At 64.8% G+C, this 16,130-nt stretch carries 22 protein-coding genes; 15 read left to right on the forward strand and 7 right to left on the reverse strand.

Features of this window, described 5'->3' with window-relative positions:
• The first annotated feature begins 1 nt into the window (after window position 1).
• From ASD73_RS17200 to ASD73_RS17215, 4 genes are read left to right on the forward strand one after another with little or no spacing between them, the layout of a single operon-like run.
• On the forward strand, window positions 2-226 hold the full coding sequence (locus ASD73_RS17200; RefSeq protein ID WP_056374303.1) for a CopG family transcriptional regulator: 225 nt from the start codon (window positions 2-4) through the stop codon (window positions 224-226).
• Window positions 223-591 (forward strand): PIN domain-containing protein, encoded by a 369-nt coding sequence (locus ASD73_RS17205; protein WP_056374304.1) that lies wholly within the window; start codon window positions 223-225, stop codon window positions 589-591. Before ASD73_RS17200 ends, ASD73_RS17205 begins: the two co-directional genes overlap by 4 nt.
• Before the next feature lie 15 nt (window positions 592-606).
• Window positions 607-2,430 (forward strand): glutamine--fructose-6-phosphate transaminase (isomerizing), encoded by a 1,824-nt coding sequence (gene glmS, locus ASD73_RS17210; RefSeq protein WP_056374306.1) that lies wholly within the window; start codon window positions 607-609, stop codon window positions 2,428-2,430.
• Window positions 2,431-2,432: 2 nt separating this feature from the next.
• A complete protein-coding gene (locus ASD73_RS17215; RefSeq protein WP_156407335.1) occupies window positions 2,433-2,924 on the forward strand; it encodes an STM3941 family protein in 492 nt (163 codons plus the stop codon).
• Between the two features lies 1 nt (window position 2,925).
• Here ASD73_RS17215 and ASD73_RS17220 read toward each other — a convergent pair whose 3' ends face one another.
• Window positions 2,926-3,114 carry a hypothetical protein gene (locus tag ASD73_RS17220; RefSeq protein ID WP_056374310.1) on the reverse strand — a complete coding sequence of 63 codons (189 nt, stop codon included), beginning with the start codon at window positions 3,112-3,114 and terminating at the stop codon, window positions 2,926-2,928.
• A 69-nt stretch (window positions 3,115-3,183) separates the two neighbouring features.
• On the opposite strand from ASD73_RS17220, the gene ASD73_RS17225 reads away from it, so the two are divergent.
• A complete protein-coding gene (locus ASD73_RS17225; protein WP_056374312.1) occupies window positions 3,184-3,846 on the forward strand; it encodes an HAD family hydrolase in 663 nt (220 codons plus the stop codon).
• A 165-nt stretch (window positions 3,847-4,011) separates the two neighbouring features.
• Window positions 4,012-4,884, forward strand: coding sequence for a dienelactone hydrolase family protein (locus tag ASD73_RS17230; RefSeq protein ID WP_056374314.1), 873 nt, complete (start codon window positions 4,012-4,014; stop codon window positions 4,882-4,884).
• 5 nt (window positions 4,885-4,889) lie between these two features.
• On the opposite strand, the gene ASD73_RS17235 is transcribed toward ASD73_RS17230, so the two are convergent.
• Window positions 4,890-5,465, reverse strand: a complete 576-nt coding sequence (locus ASD73_RS17235; protein ID WP_056374317.1) for a winged helix DNA-binding protein — start codon at window positions 5,463-5,465, stop codon at window positions 4,890-4,892.
• A 15-nt stretch (window positions 5,466-5,480) separates the two neighbouring features.
• Complete coding sequence (locus ASD73_RS17240; RefSeq protein ID WP_056374318.1) at window positions 5,481-5,948, reverse strand: DUF411 domain-containing protein; 468 nt, start codon at window positions 5,946-5,948, stop codon at window positions 5,481-5,483.
• A gap of 47 nt (window positions 5,949-5,995) precedes the next feature.
• On the opposite strand from ASD73_RS17240, the gene ASD73_RS17245 reads away from it, so the two are divergent.
• A complete protein-coding gene (locus ASD73_RS17245) occupies window positions 5,996-6,565 on the forward strand; it encodes a hypothetical protein (protein ID WP_056374320.1) in 570 nt (189 codons plus the stop codon).
• Here the strand turns inward: ASD73_RS17245 and ASD73_RS17250 are convergent.
• On the reverse strand, window positions 6,550-7,566 hold the full coding sequence (locus ASD73_RS17250) for an aldo/keto reductase (RefSeq protein WP_056374323.1): 1,017 nt from the start codon (window positions 7,564-7,566) through the stop codon (window positions 6,550-6,552). The two genes, ASD73_RS17245 and ASD73_RS17250, sit on opposite strands and share 16 nt — an antisense overlap.
• Before the next feature lie 68 nt (window positions 7,567-7,634).
• A complete protein-coding gene (locus tag ASD73_RS17255; RefSeq protein WP_056374326.1) occupies window positions 7,635-8,225 on the reverse strand; it encodes a LysE family translocator in 591 nt (196 codons plus the stop codon).
• A gap of 64 nt (window positions 8,226-8,289) precedes the next feature.
• On the opposite strand from ASD73_RS17255, the gene ASD73_RS17260 reads away from it, so the two are divergent.
• The 8 genes from ASD73_RS17260 to queE all read left to right on the forward strand — a co-directional run bounded on the left by ASD73_RS17260 (window position 8,290) and on the right by queE (window position 15,055).
• Window positions 8,290-8,751 (forward strand): Lrp/AsnC family transcriptional regulator, encoded by a 462-nt coding sequence (locus tag ASD73_RS17260; protein WP_235534559.1) that lies wholly within the window; start codon window positions 8,290-8,292, stop codon window positions 8,749-8,751.
• 67 nt (window positions 8,752-8,818) lie between these two features.
• Complete coding sequence (locus ASD73_RS17265) at window positions 8,819-9,805, forward strand: LLM class flavin-dependent oxidoreductase (RefSeq protein WP_056374331.1); 987 nt, start codon at window positions 8,819-8,821, stop codon at window positions 9,803-9,805.
• 116 nt (window positions 9,806-9,921) lie between these two features.
• Entirely contained in the window at window positions 9,922-11,109 is a 1,188-nt protein-coding gene (locus ASD73_RS17270) for an aspartate aminotransferase family protein (RefSeq protein ID WP_056374333.1), read from the forward strand.
• Between the two features lie 28 nt (window positions 11,110-11,137).
• The gene (argF, locus tag ASD73_RS17275) at window positions 11,138-12,064 is read left to right on the forward strand and encodes an ornithine carbamoyltransferase (RefSeq protein ID WP_056374335.1); all 927 of its coding nucleotides are present in this window, start codon (window positions 11,138-11,140) and stop codon (window positions 12,062-12,064) included.
• 10 nt (window positions 12,065-12,074) lie between these two features.
• Entirely contained in the window at window positions 12,075-12,998 is a 924-nt protein-coding gene (gene hslO / locus ASD73_RS17280; protein WP_235534562.1) for an Hsp33 family molecular chaperone HslO, read from the forward strand.
• Between the two features lie 161 nt (window positions 12,999-13,159).
• Window positions 13,160-13,543: a hypothetical protein gene (locus ASD73_RS17285; RefSeq protein WP_327196932.1), complete on the forward strand. Its 384-nt coding sequence runs from the start codon at window positions 13,160-13,162 to the stop codon at window positions 13,541-13,543.
• Window positions 13,544-13,719: 176 nt separating this feature from the next.
• Complete coding sequence (queC, locus tag ASD73_RS17290; protein ID WP_056375204.1) at window positions 13,720-14,418, forward strand: 7-cyano-7-deazaguanine synthase QueC; 699 nt, start codon at window positions 13,720-13,722, stop codon at window positions 14,416-14,418.
• Between the two features lie 4 nt (window positions 14,419-14,422).
• Window positions 14,423-15,055 (forward strand): 7-carboxy-7-deazaguanine synthase, encoded by a 633-nt coding sequence (queE, locus tag ASD73_RS17295; protein WP_056375206.1) that lies wholly within the window; start codon window positions 14,423-14,425, stop codon window positions 15,053-15,055.
• A 3-nt stretch (window positions 15,056-15,058) separates the two neighbouring features.
• Here the strand turns inward: queE and ASD73_RS17300 are convergent, their stop codons facing one another.
• Window positions 15,059-15,403 carry a hypothetical protein gene (locus ASD73_RS17300; RefSeq protein ID WP_056374338.1) on the reverse strand — a complete coding sequence of 115 codons (345 nt, stop codon included), beginning with the start codon at window positions 15,401-15,403 and terminating at the stop codon, window positions 15,059-15,061.
• 9 nt (window positions 15,404-15,412) lie between these two features.
• Window positions 15,413-16,066, reverse strand: coding sequence for a lipoyl(octanoyl) transferase LipB (gene lipB, locus ASD73_RS17305; RefSeq protein ID WP_056374341.1), 654 nt, complete (start codon window positions 16,064-16,066; stop codon window positions 15,413-15,415).
• Window positions 16,067-16,130 lie beyond the last annotated feature (64 nt).

Below are 16,130 nucleotides of genomic sequence, written 5' to 3' on the forward strand. Positions count from 1 at the left end.
CATGCGCTTCCTCGCCGACATTCCCGATGACGATATCCAGTGGCTCGACGCGCTGGCGGCCGAGCAGGGCGTTTCGCGTGCCGAGCTCGTCCGCCGCGCCGTTACGGCCTATCGCGCCGATGTGTCAGGGGATGCGATCGACAATGCGTTCGGCATCTGGCGCGCGCGCGACGATATCGGCGACGGGCTGAAATATCAGCGACGCCTGCGGGGCAAGCGTGAATGATCGACGCGCAGTTCGACAGCGATATTTTGATCGACGCGCTCAACGGTGTCGAGGCGGCGCGTACCGAAATCCGCCGCGCCGGGCGCAAGAGCATCAGCCGGATCAGCTGGACCGAAGTCATGTCCGCCGCCGATCCCGCGTCGGTCAAGGCAGTCGAGGCCTTCCTCGGCTGTTTCGCGCTCGAGGAGGTCGGCGATGCGGTCGCACGCCGTGCGGCGGCGCTGCGTGCCGAACGCAAAGGCTTGACGCTGGCCGATGCTTTCGTCTTAGCCACCGCGCAAATATCGGGACGCATTCTCGTGACGCGCAATATCAAAGTGTTTCCGGCTGCGATGCCGGGTATTCGCGTCCCCTACACGCTCTAACGAAAGCCAGTATCCATGTGCGGAATTATCGGAATCATCGGCAAGGACCAAGTAGCGGACCGCCTCGTCGACGGGCTGAAGCGCATGGAATATCGCGGCTATGACTCGGCGGGCGTGTGCACGGTCGAGGACGGCCAGCTGATCCGCCGCCGCGCCGAGGGCAAGCTCGGCAATCTCGTCAAGGAGCTTGCCGTCAACCCCGCACCCGGCACCGTCGGCATCGCGCACACGCGCTGGGCGACGCACGGCGCGCCGACGACGAGCAACGCGCACCCGCATGCGACGGGCGAAGTCGCTCTCGTCCACAACGGGATCATCGAGAATTTCAAGGCGCTGCGCGAGGCGCTGACCGCGCGCGGCCGCAAGTTCGAAAGCGAGACCGACACCGAGGTCGTCGCACATCTGGTGTCCGAACAGGTCGAGGCGGGCAAGTCGCCGCAGGATGCGGTGAAGGCGGTCCTGCCGCAACTCCGCGGCGCGTTCGCGCTCGCGATCGCTTTCCGCCAGCATCCGGACCTCTTGATCGGCGCGCGCCTCGGTTCGCCGCTGGTCGTCGGATATGGCGAGGGTGAAACCTATCTCGGCTCGGATGCGCTCGCGCTCGCGCCGCTCACGCAAAAGATCGCCTATCTCGACGAAGGCGACTGGGTCATTATCACGCGCGAAGGCGCGCAGATCTACGACGCCGAAAACAATCCGGTCACGCGTGAGATCACGACGTCGGGTGTCACCGCCGCGGCGGTCGAAAAGGGCAATTACCGCCACTTCATGCAGAAGGAGATTTTCGAGCAGCCGACGGTGGTCGCGCAGACGCTCTCCTCCTACATCCGCCCGCTCGAACAGACCGTCGCGCTGCCGCAGATGGATTTCGACCTGTCGACCGTCGAGCGCATCACGATCGTCGCGTGCGGCACCAGCTTTTATGCCGGCATGGTCGCCAAATACTGGTTCGAAACCTTCGCGCGCGTCCCCGTCGACATCGATGTCGCGAGCGAATTCCGTTACCGCGATCCGGTGCTCCAGCCCGGCGGGCTCGCGCTCTTCATTTCGCAATCGGGCGAGACCGCCGACACGCTCGCGGCGCTCCGCCATTGCAAGGCGAACGGGCAGACGATCGCGGTCGTCGTCAACGTCCCGACCAGCAGCATGGCGCGCGAGGCCGATTTGCTGCTGCCGACCCACGCCGGCCCCGAGATCGGGGTCGCGTCGACCAAGGCGTTCACCTGCCAGCTCGCGGTGCTCGCCGCGCTCGCTGCGCACCTCGCGCTCAAGAAGGGCAAGCTCAGCGCCGACGAAGAGCGCGAGATCGTCAGGCATCTTATCGAGGCGCCCGCCGCGCTCAACGCCGCGCTGGCGCACGATGAGGATATCGCCGCGATGGCGCACCTCGTCGCTCCGGCGCGCGACGTGCTCTATCTCGGCCGCGGCCCCGACTATCCGCTCGCGCTCGAAGGCGCGCTGAAGCTCAAGGAAATCTCGTACATCCACGCCGAAGGCTATGCCTCGGGCGAGATGAAGCACGGCCCGATCGCGCTGATTGACGAGGCGGTGCCCGTCATCGTCCTCGCGCCCTCGGGGCCGCTGTTCGAAAAGACCGTCAGCAACATGCAGGAAGTCATGGCACGCGGCGGCAAGGTCGTGCTGATCAGCGATGCCGAGGGCCTCGCCGAAGCCGGCGACGGCTGCATGGCGACGATCGAAATGCCCAAGGTCCACCCGCTTATCGCGCCTTTGGTGTATGCGGTGCCGGTGCAGTTGCTGGCCTATCATGTGGCGGTGGCGAAGGGGACTGACGTCGATCAGCCGCGGAATTTGGCGAAGTCGGTTACGGTGGAGTAGCGATGCAGAGCTTTGTCGCCCGCTCCTCGCCATGGAGATTGTTGCTGCTCGTCGCAGGCGCGCTCGCTTTTGTGGCGTTGGGTGTCTGGATCGCGGGTATTGCCGGACCGCCGCCAAAGCCGGGCCGCGAATGGATCGGCTGGGCCAGCATCATCTTCTTCGGCTTTTGCGGAATTACCGGTTTCCGGAGGGTGTTTGATTCCAGCGAGCAGGTAAAGATCTCCAGCTTCGGAATTTATTGCAAGCAATGGTCGGAACAGACGATCCCCTGGTCCGAAATCACCGACATATCGGTCTGGGAGTTCAAGCGGCAGAAATCGCTCATCCTGCAACTCGCCCATCCCGAGCGGTACCCATCGACAACGCTGCTCGGCAAAATGGCCGCGGTGAACCGGGCGCTGACCGGTGGTGACGTCGCTATCAGCCTGACGGGGATGGATCGCAGCTTTGCCGATGTGCTTGGCGCAGTGGAATATTTTCGAAAGACGGCGTGACTTACTCCGCGCCATTCACCTGCGCCAAAATCGACGCCGCGACATCCTCGACCCTGCCCGCGACCAGCAGCGGTGCGCCGCCGACCATGCCGACCTGGGTCTGGCCATTTTCATAGTCGCGGAGCCAGGCGACATTTTCGGCGACGACCAGATAATTGCCGCCGCGCGAGTTGAGAGAAATGAATTTCATGATGCTGTCTCCTGATGCTTCGCTCTTTGGAAGCAACATGTTGCATTCGCATAAACGGGACGCGCATCGATGAGCTTCGCCGCGATCATCTTCGATTTCGACGGCGTTGTCGCCGACAGCGAGGTGCGCGCCAACCTGTCGCTGGCGGAGAGCCTGACCGCCGCCGGCATGCCCGCGACGTACGACGACTGCCTGCGCGACTATTACGGCCACAACTGGCAGGAAACCGAGCGGCGCATCACCCGGCGTTACGGGCGTCCGCTACCCGCCGATTTCCGCGAGACGCACCGCGAGCGTGCTCGTGCGCGCTACATGGAGGGCTTCGACGCCGTCTCCGGCGCACCGGACTTCCTCGACACGCTCGGCGCCATGCCGCGCGCGATCGCCTCGTCGAGCCGGGCCGAATATATCGGCTGGGCGCTCGGGGTGTTCGGGCTCGGCCATCATTTCGGCGAGCATGTCTACAGCGCCGACGGTTGGGATCGCGGAAAGCCGTTTCCCGATATCTATCTTGCTGCGGCGAAAGGGCTGGGCGTCGATCCGGCGGCGTGTATCGCGATCGAGGATTCGCCGACCGGGGCGCAGGCAGCAATCGCGGCGGGTATGACCGTCATCGGTTTTTGCGGGGCAGGGCATATCGTCGATCACGCCGCGCATGGCGTGATGCTCCGCGAAGTGGGCGTGCATCATGTGGCGCTGACGTTCGACGAGGTCGCTGCGCTTATTTTCTGATCAAGGCGACGGGCGGTAAGCCTTTCAAAAATCGCTGTCCTATAAAAGCGGGCTGGATTAGCTTTGCCTTCGGTTCGCATCCCAACGATGGGACGAACAATCGAATCCCGAGTGAAGTTGCGCAGTTTTCCGCGACTTTTCAGAAACCCTCCCAAGGAGAGAGATATGTGCACCGAGAATACCGAAGCCGATCTCGACCGCGCCGGCATGTCCGTCGGGCGGCGCAGTTTTGCCGCGCTCGCGGGTGGCGGTGCGCTGGTCGCGGCGCTGCCCGCGCGTGCGATCGCGGGCAAGCCGGTGAAGGGCCGCGATGTCGAGATCAAGACCGACGACGGCACCTGCGACGCCTATTTCGTCGCGCCCGGGAGCGGCAAGCATCCCGGCGTGCTCATCTGGCCCGACATTCGCGGGCTTCGGCCTGCCTTTCGCCAGATGGCCGACCGGCTGGCGGGCGAGGGCTATGCGGTGCTCTGCGTCAATCCCTTCTACCGCTGGCAGAAATCGCCGGTCGTGACCGCGACGAGCGATTTCAACGATCCGGCGATCCGCGAGAAATTGTTCGGCTATTTGAAGCAGCTCGACGAGCAACTCGTCACGACCGACGCGATCGCGCACCTCGCCTTTCTCGACGCGCAGAAGGAGGTCGACACGAAGCGCAAGATCGGCACCACCGGTTACTGCATGGGCGGTGCGATGACGATCTATACCGCGGCGCTGAAGCCCGACCGCGTCGGCGCGGCGGGCAGTTTCCATGGCGGTGGGGTCGGCACCGACAAACCCGACAGCCCGCACCTGCTGATCCCGAAAACCAATGCCGGTTATCTGTTCGCGATCGCCGACAACGACGACAAGGAAACCCCGAACGAAAAGGTGCTGCTGAAGGCGGTGCTGGAACCGCGCAAGCAGTGGCACGAGGTCGAGGTTTACGAAGGCGCGATGCACGGCTGGTGCCCTCCCGACGGCCGCGCCTACAATGAAGCCGCGGCGGAAAAGGCGTGGGCGCGGATGCTGGCGTTGTTCAAGGCCGAGCTGGCCTGACGTCGCTAGCGTGACAGGGCCCTGAGCAGGGCCTTACCGCGCGGCGACAGCCGATACCCGGTCTCGAGGCTTTCGGTCAGGCCGAGCTCCTTGAGCTTGCGGATATTCTGCTTCAGCCAAACCTTCTCGACGCCGAGCGACTTTGCGATGTCGGCCGCCGCTTGTCCTTCGTGCGCGGCGATATGGTGCAGGACCGGCCGCGTCCATGGACCCGCGCCCCGGTCGAGGCGGTCGAGCCGCTGCGCAAGCAACGCCACCTCGTCCGCCGAAAGATCGCCGGCCTCGCGAAGCGCGATGCGCGGATCGGGCCGATCGAAACGGAAGGCGATGCGATGGATGTAGCCTTCCTGCCGGGCGTCGAGTTCGGCTAGCAATTCGGCGCACGACGCGAAACCGGCCGCGCGCGCATCGACGTCGGTAATCGTGGCAGACGTACAGGCGCTCACGCTTTCGATCGCCAGTTCGCCGATCGCGGTGCGCAGCCGCCCGCCGGCCTTGACGGTCGGGCGGCGCCACCGCCGAAAGGCGAGCGTGACCTCGCCGGTCCTGATCCGTTCGAGAATGGCGGCGCGGAACAGCATCGAGCCGCCGCCGTCTCAGTGCGCGTGCGCGCCGCCGCTTGCGGCATAGCTCGCATAGACGCGCTGGCCTGCGGGACCAAAGGTCATGACCTTATAGGCTTCGCGGTGGTCGCCATGCTCCATACCGGGCGACCCCGTCGGCATGCCGGCGACCGCGAGGCCCTTCACACCCTTGGGCTTTTCGCGGAGCAGGCGGCTGATTTCCTTGGCGGGCACATGCCCCTCGATCACATAGCCGCCGACGAGCACGGTGTGGCAACTGCGCAGCGTCTGCGGCACGCCCTGCTTGTCCTTCACCGCGTTCATGTCGGGCGAGTTCACCACGACGGCTTTCTGCCCGAACGACGCCTTCACCTGCTCGAGCCATTTGAGGCAGCAGCCGCAGCCGGCGTCACGAAACATCGTCGGGTTCGCGGCGTGCGCGGTGCCGATGACGGCGGAGAAAGCGGCGAGGGCGAAAAACGCGCGGCGGGCAGAAGTCATCGCAAATCCTTTTGGCAGAACGAAAGATGAAGCTACAGGCGGACCCCATGAAAGTCCATTTCATCCGGTCGGGCGAGCGCCGCTACAGCATGCGGATCGAGCGCGCCGATGCACCGGTGCTGGTCATGGACCCGGCACCCGGTTTCGATCCCGACCTGCCGCACGACATGGTGCATTTCGTCGTCGAGGCGGCGCTGGGCCTCAAGACCGGCGTGTTCGGCCAGATCGCCGCGGGCGGCGATGCGGGTTCGTTCCATGTCGAGGCAAGCGGTGCGCTATCGGCAAAGGAGCGCCAGCGTGCCGCGCGCAAACAGGTCGCGAAGGGCGCGAAGCTGATCAAGGGGCAGGGCCGCGAAGGCGAATTGTCCGAACTCGCTGCCTTCCTGTTCGACATTGCGTGGCGGAGCCAGTCGCGCCCCGACAGCGCGGCGCAGCGCGCGGCGCTCGGTGAGGCCGAACGAACGCGCCGGTCGCTGAGCGCCGACGAGCGCGCCCGGATCGACGCGGCGCGCTCTCGGGTGTTTGCCGATTTCGAGCGGCTTTCGACGGCATGGCGCGCCCTGTCGGTCGGCAAGGCGCTGGTCCTCGAATGGCCGTCCGCTCAGCCCATCGGGTAGAGGATGTCCTTGCTGACCTTGTACAGTGCCTTCATCACATCATCGCTGAGCACGAGTTCCATCGCGTCGAGGATCGGATCGACCTGGTGATAAGCGCTGACCCCGACGATCGTCGAGGCGACGAAGTCATGCTGCTTCGACCAGGCGGTCGCCATCGTCACCGGATGCAGGCCCGCATCCTCCGCAATCTTCAGATAGCGTTCGGTCGCGGCGAGGCTCTTTTCGTTGACGAAACGCCGGCCCATTGCCGCCTGCCGCCCTTCCATGGCGAGATAGCGCGAAAAGCGCGCGCCGTCGGGCCGCGCGCCGCCCTGATATTTGCCTGACAAGACGCCGCCCCCGAGCGGCGAGAAGGGGATCAGGCTGACGCCTTCCTGCCGGCACACCTGCGCCAGTTCATCCTCGAAGCGGCGGTTGTTGAGGCTGAAATTATTCTGGATCGTGTGGTAGCGCGCGCCGCCCAGCCGCTCCGATGCAGCGAGCGACTTCATCAGCCCCCAGCTCGTCTCGTTCGAGCAGCCGAGGATGCGCACCTTGCCGACGCGGACGAGTTCGTCGAGCGCGTCCATCATCTCGTCATAGGGCGCGTCATGGTCGGGCCAGTGCGTCTGGTAGAGGTCGATATAGTCGGTCTGCAGCCGCGTCAGGCTGTCGTCGACCGCCTGCATGATATTCTTGCGGTCGAGCGCCGTCATGCCGTTGCGGCACGGCGACTTGAACCACACATGGCTTGGCCCCGACACCTTGGTCGCGAGGATGATCGCGTCGCGCGGCTTGGTCTTCAACCAGCGCCCGACGATCTCCTCGGTACGGCCAACCCATTTGACGTCGGGGGGCACCGGATAGCCTTCGGCCGTGTCGTAGAAGTTGATCCCCGCGTCGAAGCAGCGATCGAGCACGCGGAACGCCTCGGCCTCGTCGGCCTGGCTGCCGAAGGTCATCGTCCCCATGCAGATGTCGGACACATGGATGGCGCTCTTGCCGAGACGACGACTCTGCATGCTCTTGTTCTCCGGTCAGAAGAGGGGAGCGCCGTCCATAGGTTGCGGGATGCAACCTTGCAATCGGATCAGATCAAAAGCGCGAGCGATCCCACCAGCAGCGCCGCCATCGTCCAGTTGAAGGCGCGCAGCCGGGCGGGGCTCGACAGCCAGCCGCGCAGCACCTGTCCCATCACCGCCCACAGGCTGGTCGAGGGCAAGTTGATGATCCCGAAGACGACTGCGACCAGCAGCACCGCGCCGAGATTGCGGTCGGGCGCGTAGAGCGCGATCGCGGTCAGCGCCATCGACCAGGCTTTGGGGTTCACCCACTGGAACAGCACTGCCTGGAAAAAGGTCATCGGCTTGCCGCGCGCGCCGCTTTCGGTGTCGGGCGCCGCGGCGTTGGCGATCTTCCACGCCAGCCACAGCAGATAGGCCACGCTGACTATCTTGAGTATGATGTTCAGCACAGGAAACAGGTCGAACAGGCCCATAAGCCCGACCCCGACCAGCACGATCATCAGCGTGAAGCCGATACCGACCCCCAGCGCATGCGGCACGGTGCGGCGCAGCCCGAAATTGGCGCCCGACGCCATCAACATCATGTTGTTCGGCCCCGGCGTGATCGACGAGACGAGCGCGAAGGCGGAGAGCGCGAGGAGGGTGGTCTGGTTCATGCGCGCAACATAATGCGTTTTGCGATGCTATGGATTGCAAAGATCGGCGCCGAGGAGGTAGATTATGCAATCTATGACCAAGATTGACGCCATTGGCCGCAAGATATTGCATGAATTGTCGCGCGATGGGCGAATCTCGAACATCGAGCTCGCCGAGCGCGTCGGGCTGTCGCCCTCGGCGTGCCTGCGCCGCGTTCAGGAGCTTGAACGCAACGGCGTGATCGCGGGCTATCGCGCGCGGATCGACCCGGCGAAGCTTGGTCTGACCTTCCTCGCCTATGTGACCGTCGGCCTGTCGACGCACACCAAAAAGGCGCAGGCCGATTTCGAGGCGGCGATGGCGGATGCCGCCGAGGTGCGCGAATGCCACAACATCACCGGCGCGATCGAGTATCTGCTGCGCATCGAGACCGAGGATCTGGCAGCGTATAAGCATTTCCATACCGAGGTGCTCGGGATGCTGCCGCAGGTCCATTCGATCACCACCTATGTGCTGATGGACTCGCCAAAGGACGAGCGGGCATAGTTTTTCTTCGCCATACCCGCGAAGCGCTGAGCTTGAACCGCGCCACACCCGACCGCATATCGGTTTCATGGCAAAACTCTCTTTCCTCGACCTCGTGCCCGTCACGGACACTGGCACGATCGCCCAGTCGCTCGCCAACGCCGCCGATCTCGCGCGCCACGCTGAGGCGCTGGGCTACGCGCGCTATTGGGTGGCTGAGCATCACGGCATGACGGGGATCGCGAGCGCCGCGACCTCGGTCGTGCTCGCGCATCTTGGTCAGGCCACCAAAAGCATTCGGATCGGTTCGGCGGGTATCATGCTGCCCAATCATGCGCCGATGGTGATCGCCGAGCAGTTCGGGACGCTCGAAGCCTTGTTCCCCGGCCGCATCGATCTGGGCCTGGGCCGCGCACCCGGATCGGATCAGCGCGTTGCGCGCGCCTTGCGCAGGACGCTCGCCAGCGACGAGCGTCAGTTCCCGCAGGATGTGCTGGAGCTTCAGGCGTTTCTGGCCGGTGACGAGCAACTCGGTATCACTGCGGTGCCGGGGGCGGGCACGCATATTCCGCTGTGGATATTGGGCTCGAGCACATTTGGGGCGCAACTCGCGGCGATGCTCGGGCTGCCCTACGCCTTTGCCAGCCATTTCGCGCCCGACGCGCTCGACGAGGCCCTCGAAATCTATCGCCGCCAGTTCAAGCCGTCGGCGCAGCTCGCTGAGCCGTATGTTGCTGCGGCGTTCAATAGCTTCGCTGCGGACACACGCAAGGAAGCCGAACTGCTCGCTTCGTCGCAGCAGCAGGCGTTCGTCGCGCTGCGCACCGGCAATCCTGGCAAGATGCAGCCGCCGCTGGCCGGCTATAAGGACAGCCTGCCGCCAAATGCGCGCGCAATCCTCGACCATGTACTCCAATGCTCGTCGGTCGGCACGGTCGACGATATCGCGGCGGGACTTAAGGCCTTCGTCGCGCGCACCGGGGTCGATGAGGTGATCATCGCCTCATCGATGTACGACCATGATGCGCGCAAGCACTCGCTCGCGCTGACGATGGAAGCCGCCAAGGCGTTCTGATCGACGAACGTCCCCGCTTGTTGACGCACCTCCGGCTGCGGCGGTATAGGGGCGCCCCGACCAAGGGCGGCCCGCAGAAGGGTCGCCTTTTTACTTTTGACTGAAAGGTGCCTGCCATGACGATCACGCCGCTGATGCCCGTATACCCCCGGTGCGGTGTGCGTCCGGTTCGCGGCGAGGGCGCGTACCTGATCGGTGAGCGAGGCGAGCGTTATCTCGACTTCGCGAGCGGCATCGCGGTCAACCTGCTCGGTCATGGCCACCCGCACCTGACGAAGGCGATCCAGGATCAGGCCGCGACGCTGATGCACGTGTCGAACCTCTACGGCAGCCCGCAGGGCGAGGCCTATGCCGCGCGCCTCGTCGAGAATACGTTCGCCGACACGGTCTTCCTCACAAACTCGGGCGCCGAGGCGGTCGAATGTTCGATCAAGACTGCGCGCGCCTATCATTCGAGCGCGGGCAATGCCGAAAAGCATACGCTGATCACCTTTAACAACGCCTTCCATGGACGTACGCTCGGGACGATCTCGGCGACCAATCAGGAAAAGCTGCGCAAGGGTTTCGATCCGCTGCTTCCCGGCTTCGCCTATGCGCCGTTCGACGACATCAACGCCGCGCTCGACCTGGTCGACGACAACACCGCGGGCTTCCTCGTCGAGCCGATCCAGGGCGAGGGCGGCATTCGTCCGGCGTCGCAGCCTTTCCTTCAGGCGCTCCGCGACATTTGCGACAAGCGCGACCTGATGCTGGTGTTCGATGAAGTCCAGTGCGGCGTCGCGCGCACCGGCCATCTTTATGCCTATGAGCATTTCGGTGTGACGCCCGACATCATGGCGACCGCCAAGGGCATCGGCGGCGGCTTCCCGATGGGCGCCTGCCTCGCAACCGAAAAAGCCGCGCGCGGCATGGTGATCGGCACGCATGGCTCGACCTATGGCGGCAACCCGCTCGCTTGCGCGGCGGGGCAAGCGGTGCTCGACGTCGTGCTCGAGGAGGGCTTTCTCGATCAGGTCAAGGCGACCGGCGAACGTCTGCGCGGGGCGCTCGAGCAGCTCATTCCCAACCACGACCAGCTGTTCGACAGCGTCCGCGGCGTCGGCCTGATGCTCGGGCTCAAGCTCAATTCGGACAGCCGCGCATTCGTTGCGCATCTGCGCGACAACCACGGGCTGCTGACCGTCGCGGCGGGCGAGAATGTCGTTCGCGTGCTGCCGCCGCTCAACATCGAGCAGGGGCATATCGACGAATTCATCGAAAAACTGTCGGCGGGCGCGGCGAGCTATACGCCGCCCGAGTCCTGATGTTTTCCGTTCCTGTAGAACGGAGGGCATGATGCGGCGCTTCCTGAACCTGTCCGACGCGGGCGGGGACGCGGTCGCCGCGATGCTCGCCGACGCGATCGACCGTAAAGCGGCGCGCACGGGCTGGCCAAAGGGCAAGATCGATGTCGACGCGCCGCTTGCGGGTCATGTGCTCGCGATGGTGTTCGAGAAGAATTCTACGCGCACCCGCGCCTCGTTCGACATCGCGATCCGCCAGCTCGGCGGCACGCCGATGATCATGGACGCCGGCGTGACCCAGCTCGGGCGCGGCGAGACGATCGCCGACACCGCGCGCGTACTGTCGCGCTACGCCGACGCGATCATGATCCGCACCGACGATCATGCGAAAGTCGAAGAGCTTGCGGAATATGCGAGCGTGCCGGTGATCAACGGCCTGACCGATCTGTCGCACCCGTGCCAGATCGTCGCCGACCTGCTGACGATCGTCGAGAGCGGCAAGGCGCTGCCGGGGCTTGAGCTCGCGTGGCTTGGTGACGGCAACAATGTCCTCTCCTCGCTGATCGAGGCGGCCGGGCTGTTCGGTTTCCATGTGCGGGCAGGCGTTCCGCAGGGCTATGATCCAGACACGGACTTTGTCGAAGCCGCGCGGGCGAAGGGTTCGCGTATCGACGTCGTGCGCGATGCGCGCGAGGCCGTGGCGGACGCCGACCTGGTCGTCACCGACACCTGGGTGTCGATGGGGCAGGACCATGCGCACAACAAGATCGCGGCGATGGCGCCCTATCAGGTCGACGAACGGCTGATGACGGGCGCCAAGACCGACGCGATCTTCCTGCATTGCCTGCCCGCGCATCGCGGCGACGAGGTGGTCGATGCGGTCATCGACGGCCCGCAGTCGCGCGTCTGGGACGAAGCCGAAAACCGCGTTCATGCGCAAAAGTCGATCCTGCTCTGGGCGCTCGAAAAATTGTGAGTTCGAAGACGTGAGTGAAATCATCGAAACCTGGTTCGACCGGCCCCTGCTGTTCACGATCGCCGAGCGCCATGTGCGCGGGCGGCTGGTGCGGCTCGGGCCGACGCTCCAGACGATCATGGGGGCGCATAATTATCCGCCGGTGGCCGAAAAGCTGCTGGCGGAGGCGCTGGTGCTTACCGTGCTGCTCGGCTCGACGCTCAAGGACGAGAACGGCCAGATGACGCTGCAGGCGCAGACCGGCGGCGGCCCGATCGAGCTGCTCGTCTGCGACTATCGCGGCGGCGAACTGCGCGGTTACCTGAAATTCGATGCCGAGCGGCTGGCCGAAGTCGGGTCCGATCCGACCCTGTTCGCGCTGTTCGGTGAGGGTTTCCTTGCGATCACCTTCGACCAGGCTACGACCGCCGAGCGCTATCAGGGCATCGTCCCGCTCGAAGGTGCGTCGATCGGCGAGGCGGCCGAGCATTATTTCGAACAATCCGAGCAGATCCCCAGCCTGATCAAGCTCGCCGCGCGCCATGATCCCGAGGCGGGCTGCCTCGCCGGCGGATTGCTCTTGCAGCATCTGCCCGAGGGCGAAGTTGGCCGCGACCGGTTGCACGTGCGTCACGACAATGCCGAATGGGAGCATGCCAAGACCATCGCGGCGACGCTGAAGGACGAGGAACTCACCGATCCGGCGACGTCGCTCGAGACGCTCGCGTGGCGGCTGTTCCACGAGGATGAGGTGCGCGTCGAGCCGGGCATCGGAGTGTCGCGCGGATGCCGGTGCAGCACCGGCTATTTCGCCGGGGTGCTCGCGCAGTTTCCGGAAGCCGAGCGTGCGGACATGGCCGATGAAAATGGCCGGATCGTCGTCGACTGCGCCTTTTGTTCGCGCTTCTTTCCGATCCCGCTCGATGAAATCTCGGCCCACAATCGCGCCGAATAGCGACGGAATTTCCGCCAATTTGGGCGACGAAGCGAGGTGATTCGGCGCCAAGTGGTTGAAAACGCATCTCCGGCTTGCTACCTAAATGGAAACAGGGTCGCATATTCGCTCGTTCGCGGGCGGCCAATGGAACAGGTGGAATGGCGATCTTCTCTCCCACAATGCGAATGTCTCTCCTTGCGCTCGGCTGCGCCGCTGGGAGCGCAGTACCGGCGCAGGCGCCTTCGCTCGCCATGCTCGACCGCCTCGAAAAAGGCAGCTGGCAGCTTCGCGAACGCGGCAAGGAGGAGGTGTTGCAGACGATTTGCGTCGGCGACGCGCGGCGGATGATCCAGATCCGGCATCCACGTTCGACCTGTTCGCGCTATGTCATCGAAGACACGCCGAATTCGGTGACCGTCCATTATACGTGCCCCGGTGCAGGGCATGGCCGCACGAGCATCCGCAGCGAAACGAACCGGCTCGTCCAGATCGACACGCAGGGCATCGCCGAGGGCAGGCCGTTTTCGCAGGCGATCGAAGCGCGCCGCACCGGCGGCTGCTGAGCGAACGAAATATTAACCATGCTGCGTTAAACGAGGTGCAGGGCTTTCTTCATGAGTGCCCTTCTCCCTAACGGCTGTCATGCCGAACTGGGCCGTGTGGCAAGCGCCTCGCGGCCCATTTTCTTTGATGCAGCGCAGCACTTGCACGCCTCGCGGTGCGGGACTATCTGGCGCCGATGCAGCAAGTTTCCGGAAAAACGGTGATCGTCCTCCTGTCGGGCGGCCTCGACTCGATGGTCTGCGCGGGCATCGCGCACGAAGCAGGTGCGCGTATCGTCGCGCTCACGATCGATTATAACCAGCGCCACCGCGTCGAGCTGGAATCAGCGACGCGGATCGCGGACTATGTCGGCGCGGCCGAGCATATCGTCCTCCCGCTCGACCTTCGCCGCTTCGGCGGCTCTGCACTGACCGCCGATATCGATGTTCCGAAGGACGGCGTGCCCGAGGTCGAGGGCGGCGGCGACGTTCCGGTCACCTATGTTCCGGCGCGCAACCTCATCTTCCTGTCGTTGACGCTCGGCCTTGCCGAAGCGCGGCAGGCGCAGGACATCGTTATCGGAGTCAATGCGCTCGACTATTCAGGCTATCCCGACTGCCGCCCCGAATTCATCCAGGGGTTCGAAAAGCTCGCAGCGCTCGCGACGCGCGACGGCGACAAGGGGGTCGACTTCCATATCCACGCACCGCTCCAGCATATGACCAAGGCCGATATCGCCGCCGAAGCGGCGCGGCTGGGCATGGACGCCGGAATGAGCTGGTCATGCTACGACCCGACGCCCGAGGGGCTGCATTGCGGGTCGTGCGACAGTTGTCGCCTACGGTCCAAGGGCTTTGCCGATGCGGGGCTCGCCGACCCGACACGCTACGCCTGAGCCGATGACTTACGCCGTCAAAGAGATTTTCCTCACGCTGCAGGGTGAGGGCGCGCAGGCAGGACGCCGTGCCGTCTTCTGCCGCTTTGCCGGCTGCAATTTGTGGACGGGCCGCGAACAGGACCGTGCCAAGGCGATCTGCCAATTCTGCGACACCGATTTCGTTGGCACCGACGGAACCTTGGGTGGAAAATATAGCACGGCGGCTGCGCTCGCCGATGTCATCGCCGAAAGCTGGGGGCAGGGCAGCGACGACCGCTATGTCGTGCTCACCGGCGGCGAGCCGATGTTGCAGGTCGATGGCGCGTTGATCGACGCGCTGCACGAGCGCGGCTTCACGATCGCTATCGAAAGCAACGGCACCCTTCCGGTCCCGCGCAGCATCGACTGGATCTGCGTCAGCCCGAAGGCGGGCAGCGATCTGGTGCAGACGAGCGGCGACGAGTTGAAGCTCGTCTGGCCGCAGCCGGGCAGCGATGTCGCGCGGCTCGCGACGCTTGATTTCAAGCATCTGCTCGTCCAGCCGCTCGACGATCCGCACGCCGCCGCCAATGTTCAGGCGTGCATCGATTTGGTGATGGACGATCCGCGCTGGCGCCTGTCGCTGCAGACGCACAAGAATCTGGGATTACGTTAGGAGCTATTCGCCCTTTTTCGCGGCGGGATCGGCGGTGATCGTCCTTTTCGCCACCGGCATGTCGACCGCATCGGGATTATCGGCTTCGGCGATTTCTTCGGCCGGCTCATCCGTCGTGTCCGCCGCATCGCTTTTGGCGGCATCCTTCTTGGTGCCATCGTCGGGGACGCTGTTATCGACCGCGGTGCCGTCGCTCGCCGCGTCGTCGAGGATGATCATCGAATCGCTCACCGATCCCGGCTGGACCTCGACCGCGTTGAGCTTGGTCGTCGACTTGCCGGCGGTGTCGCCGCCGCCACAGGCAGCGAGCGCGAGCAGGGAGAGCGATGCGAGAAGAGTGCGGGTCATGCGGCGTTCCTAGTCTTTCGGCGAAAGCTTGTCGAGAAAGGCAGGCAGCGTTTGCACAAGCGCCGCATCGACGTCGGCAAAGGATGCGGTCCGCCCCAACGCGGCGAGGCTCGTCACCGGAAATTCGGCGATGCCACACGGCACGATGCCGCCGAAATGCGCAAGATCGGGCGCGACGTTGAGCGAGAAGCCGTGCATCGTCACCCAGCGCTTTACGCGCACGCCGATCGCTCCGATCTTGGCCTCGCGGCCGTCGGCGTCATCGGTCCAGATGCCGATACGCCCGTCGGCGCGGCGCGCCTCGACGCCGAGCAGCGCGAGCGCGTCGATCACCCAGCCTTCGAGCGCGGAGACATAGGCGCGCACGTCGCGCCCGCGTTTTGTCAGGTCGAGCTGGACATAGCCGACGCGTTGGCCGGGGCCGTGATAGGTATAGCGGCCGCCACGCCCGGCATCATAAACCGGAAATTGCGGGCTCAGCAACTCGGCGGGATCGGCGCTCGTCCCGGCGGTATAGAGCGGGGGATGCTCGATCAGCCAGATGCGCTCGCCCGCTTCGCCGGCGTGGATCGCGGCCGCACGCGTTTCCATGTCGGCGAGCGCGACGTCATAGTCGGTCAGGCCGGGACTGATGGTCCATTCGGGCGGGGGAAGGGGGAGCATTGCGCGGGCTATCTGGCCCGCCGCGGCGTCGCGCGCAAGACCCTCTGCACCCGTTGCCGACGGG

The sequence above is a fragment of the Sphingopyxis sp. Root154 genome, from assembly GCF_001427105.1.
GTDB lineage: Bacteria > Pseudomonadota > Alphaproteobacteria > Sphingomonadales > Sphingomonadaceae > Sphingopyxis.

Excerpts from the sequence above, each read along its gene's own strand:
- ASD73_RS17200 (WP_056374303.1), top strand. The coding sequence starts at position 2 with ATGCGCTTCCTCGCCGACATTCCCGATGACGATATCCAGTGGCTCGAC.
- ASD73_RS17205 (WP_056374304.1), top strand. The coding sequence starts at position 223 with ATGATCGACGCGCAGTTCGACAGCGATATTTTGATCGACGCGCTCAAC.
- glmS (WP_056374306.1), top strand. The coding sequence starts at position 607 with ATGTGCGGAATTATCGGAATCATCGGCAAGGACCAAGTAGCGGACCGC.
- ASD73_RS17215 (WP_156407335.1), top strand. The coding sequence starts at position 2,433 with ATGCAGAGCTTTGTCGCCCGCTCCTCGCCATGGAGATTGTTGCTGCTC.
- ASD73_RS17220 (WP_056374310.1), bottom strand. The coding sequence starts at position 3,114 with ATGAAATTCATTTCTCTCAACTCGCGCGGCGGCAATTATCTGGTCGTC.
- ASD73_RS17225 (WP_056374312.1), top strand. The coding sequence starts at position 3,184 with ATGAGCTTCGCCGCGATCATCTTCGATTTCGACGGCGTTGTCGCCGAC.
- ASD73_RS17230 (WP_056374314.1), top strand. The coding sequence starts at position 4,012 with ATGTGCACCGAGAATACCGAAGCCGATCTCGACCGCGCCGGCATGTCC.
- ASD73_RS17235 (WP_056374317.1), bottom strand. The coding sequence starts at position 5,465 with ATGCTGTTCCGCGCCGCCATTCTCGAACGGATCAGGACCGGCGAGGTC.
- ASD73_RS17240 (WP_056374318.1), bottom strand. The coding sequence starts at position 5,948 with ATGACTTCTGCCCGCCGCGCGTTTTTCGCCCTCGCCGCTTTCTCCGCC.
- ASD73_RS17245 (WP_056374320.1), top strand. The coding sequence starts at position 5,996 with ATGAAAGTCCATTTCATCCGGTCGGGCGAGCGCCGCTACAGCATGCGG.
- ASD73_RS17250 (WP_056374323.1), bottom strand. The coding sequence starts at position 7,566 with ATGCAGAGTCGTCGTCTCGGCAAGAGCGCCATCCATGTGTCCGACATC.
- ASD73_RS17255 (WP_056374326.1), bottom strand. The coding sequence starts at position 8,225 with ATGAACCAGACCACCCTCCTCGCGCTCTCCGCCTTCGCGCTCGTCTCG.
- ASD73_RS17260 (WP_235534559.1), top strand. The coding sequence starts at position 8,290 with ATGCAATCTATGACCAAGATTGACGCCATTGGCCGCAAGATATTGCAT.
- ASD73_RS17265 (WP_056374331.1), top strand. The coding sequence starts at position 8,819 with ATGGCAAAACTCTCTTTCCTCGACCTCGTGCCCGTCACGGACACTGGC.
- ASD73_RS17270 (WP_056374333.1), top strand. The coding sequence starts at position 9,922 with ATGACGATCACGCCGCTGATGCCCGTATACCCCCGGTGCGGTGTGCGT.
- argF (WP_056374335.1), top strand. The coding sequence starts at position 11,138 with ATGATGCGGCGCTTCCTGAACCTGTCCGACGCGGGCGGGGACGCGGTC.
- ASD73_RS17285 (WP_327196932.1), top strand. The coding sequence starts at position 13,160 with ATGCGAATGTCTCTCCTTGCGCTCGGCTGCGCCGCTGGGAGCGCAGTA.
- queC (WP_056375204.1), top strand. The coding sequence starts at position 13,720 with ATGCAGCAAGTTTCCGGAAAAACGGTGATCGTCCTCCTGTCGGGCGGC.
- queE (WP_056375206.1), top strand. The coding sequence starts at position 14,423 with ATGACTTACGCCGTCAAAGAGATTTTCCTCACGCTGCAGGGTGAGGGC.
- ASD73_RS17300 (WP_056374338.1), bottom strand. The coding sequence starts at position 15,403 with ATGACCCGCACTCTTCTCGCATCGCTCTCCCTGCTCGCGCTCGCTGCC.
- lipB (WP_056374341.1), bottom strand. The coding sequence starts at position 16,066 with ATGCTCCCCCTTCCCCCGCCCGAATGGACCATCAGTCCCGGCCTGACC.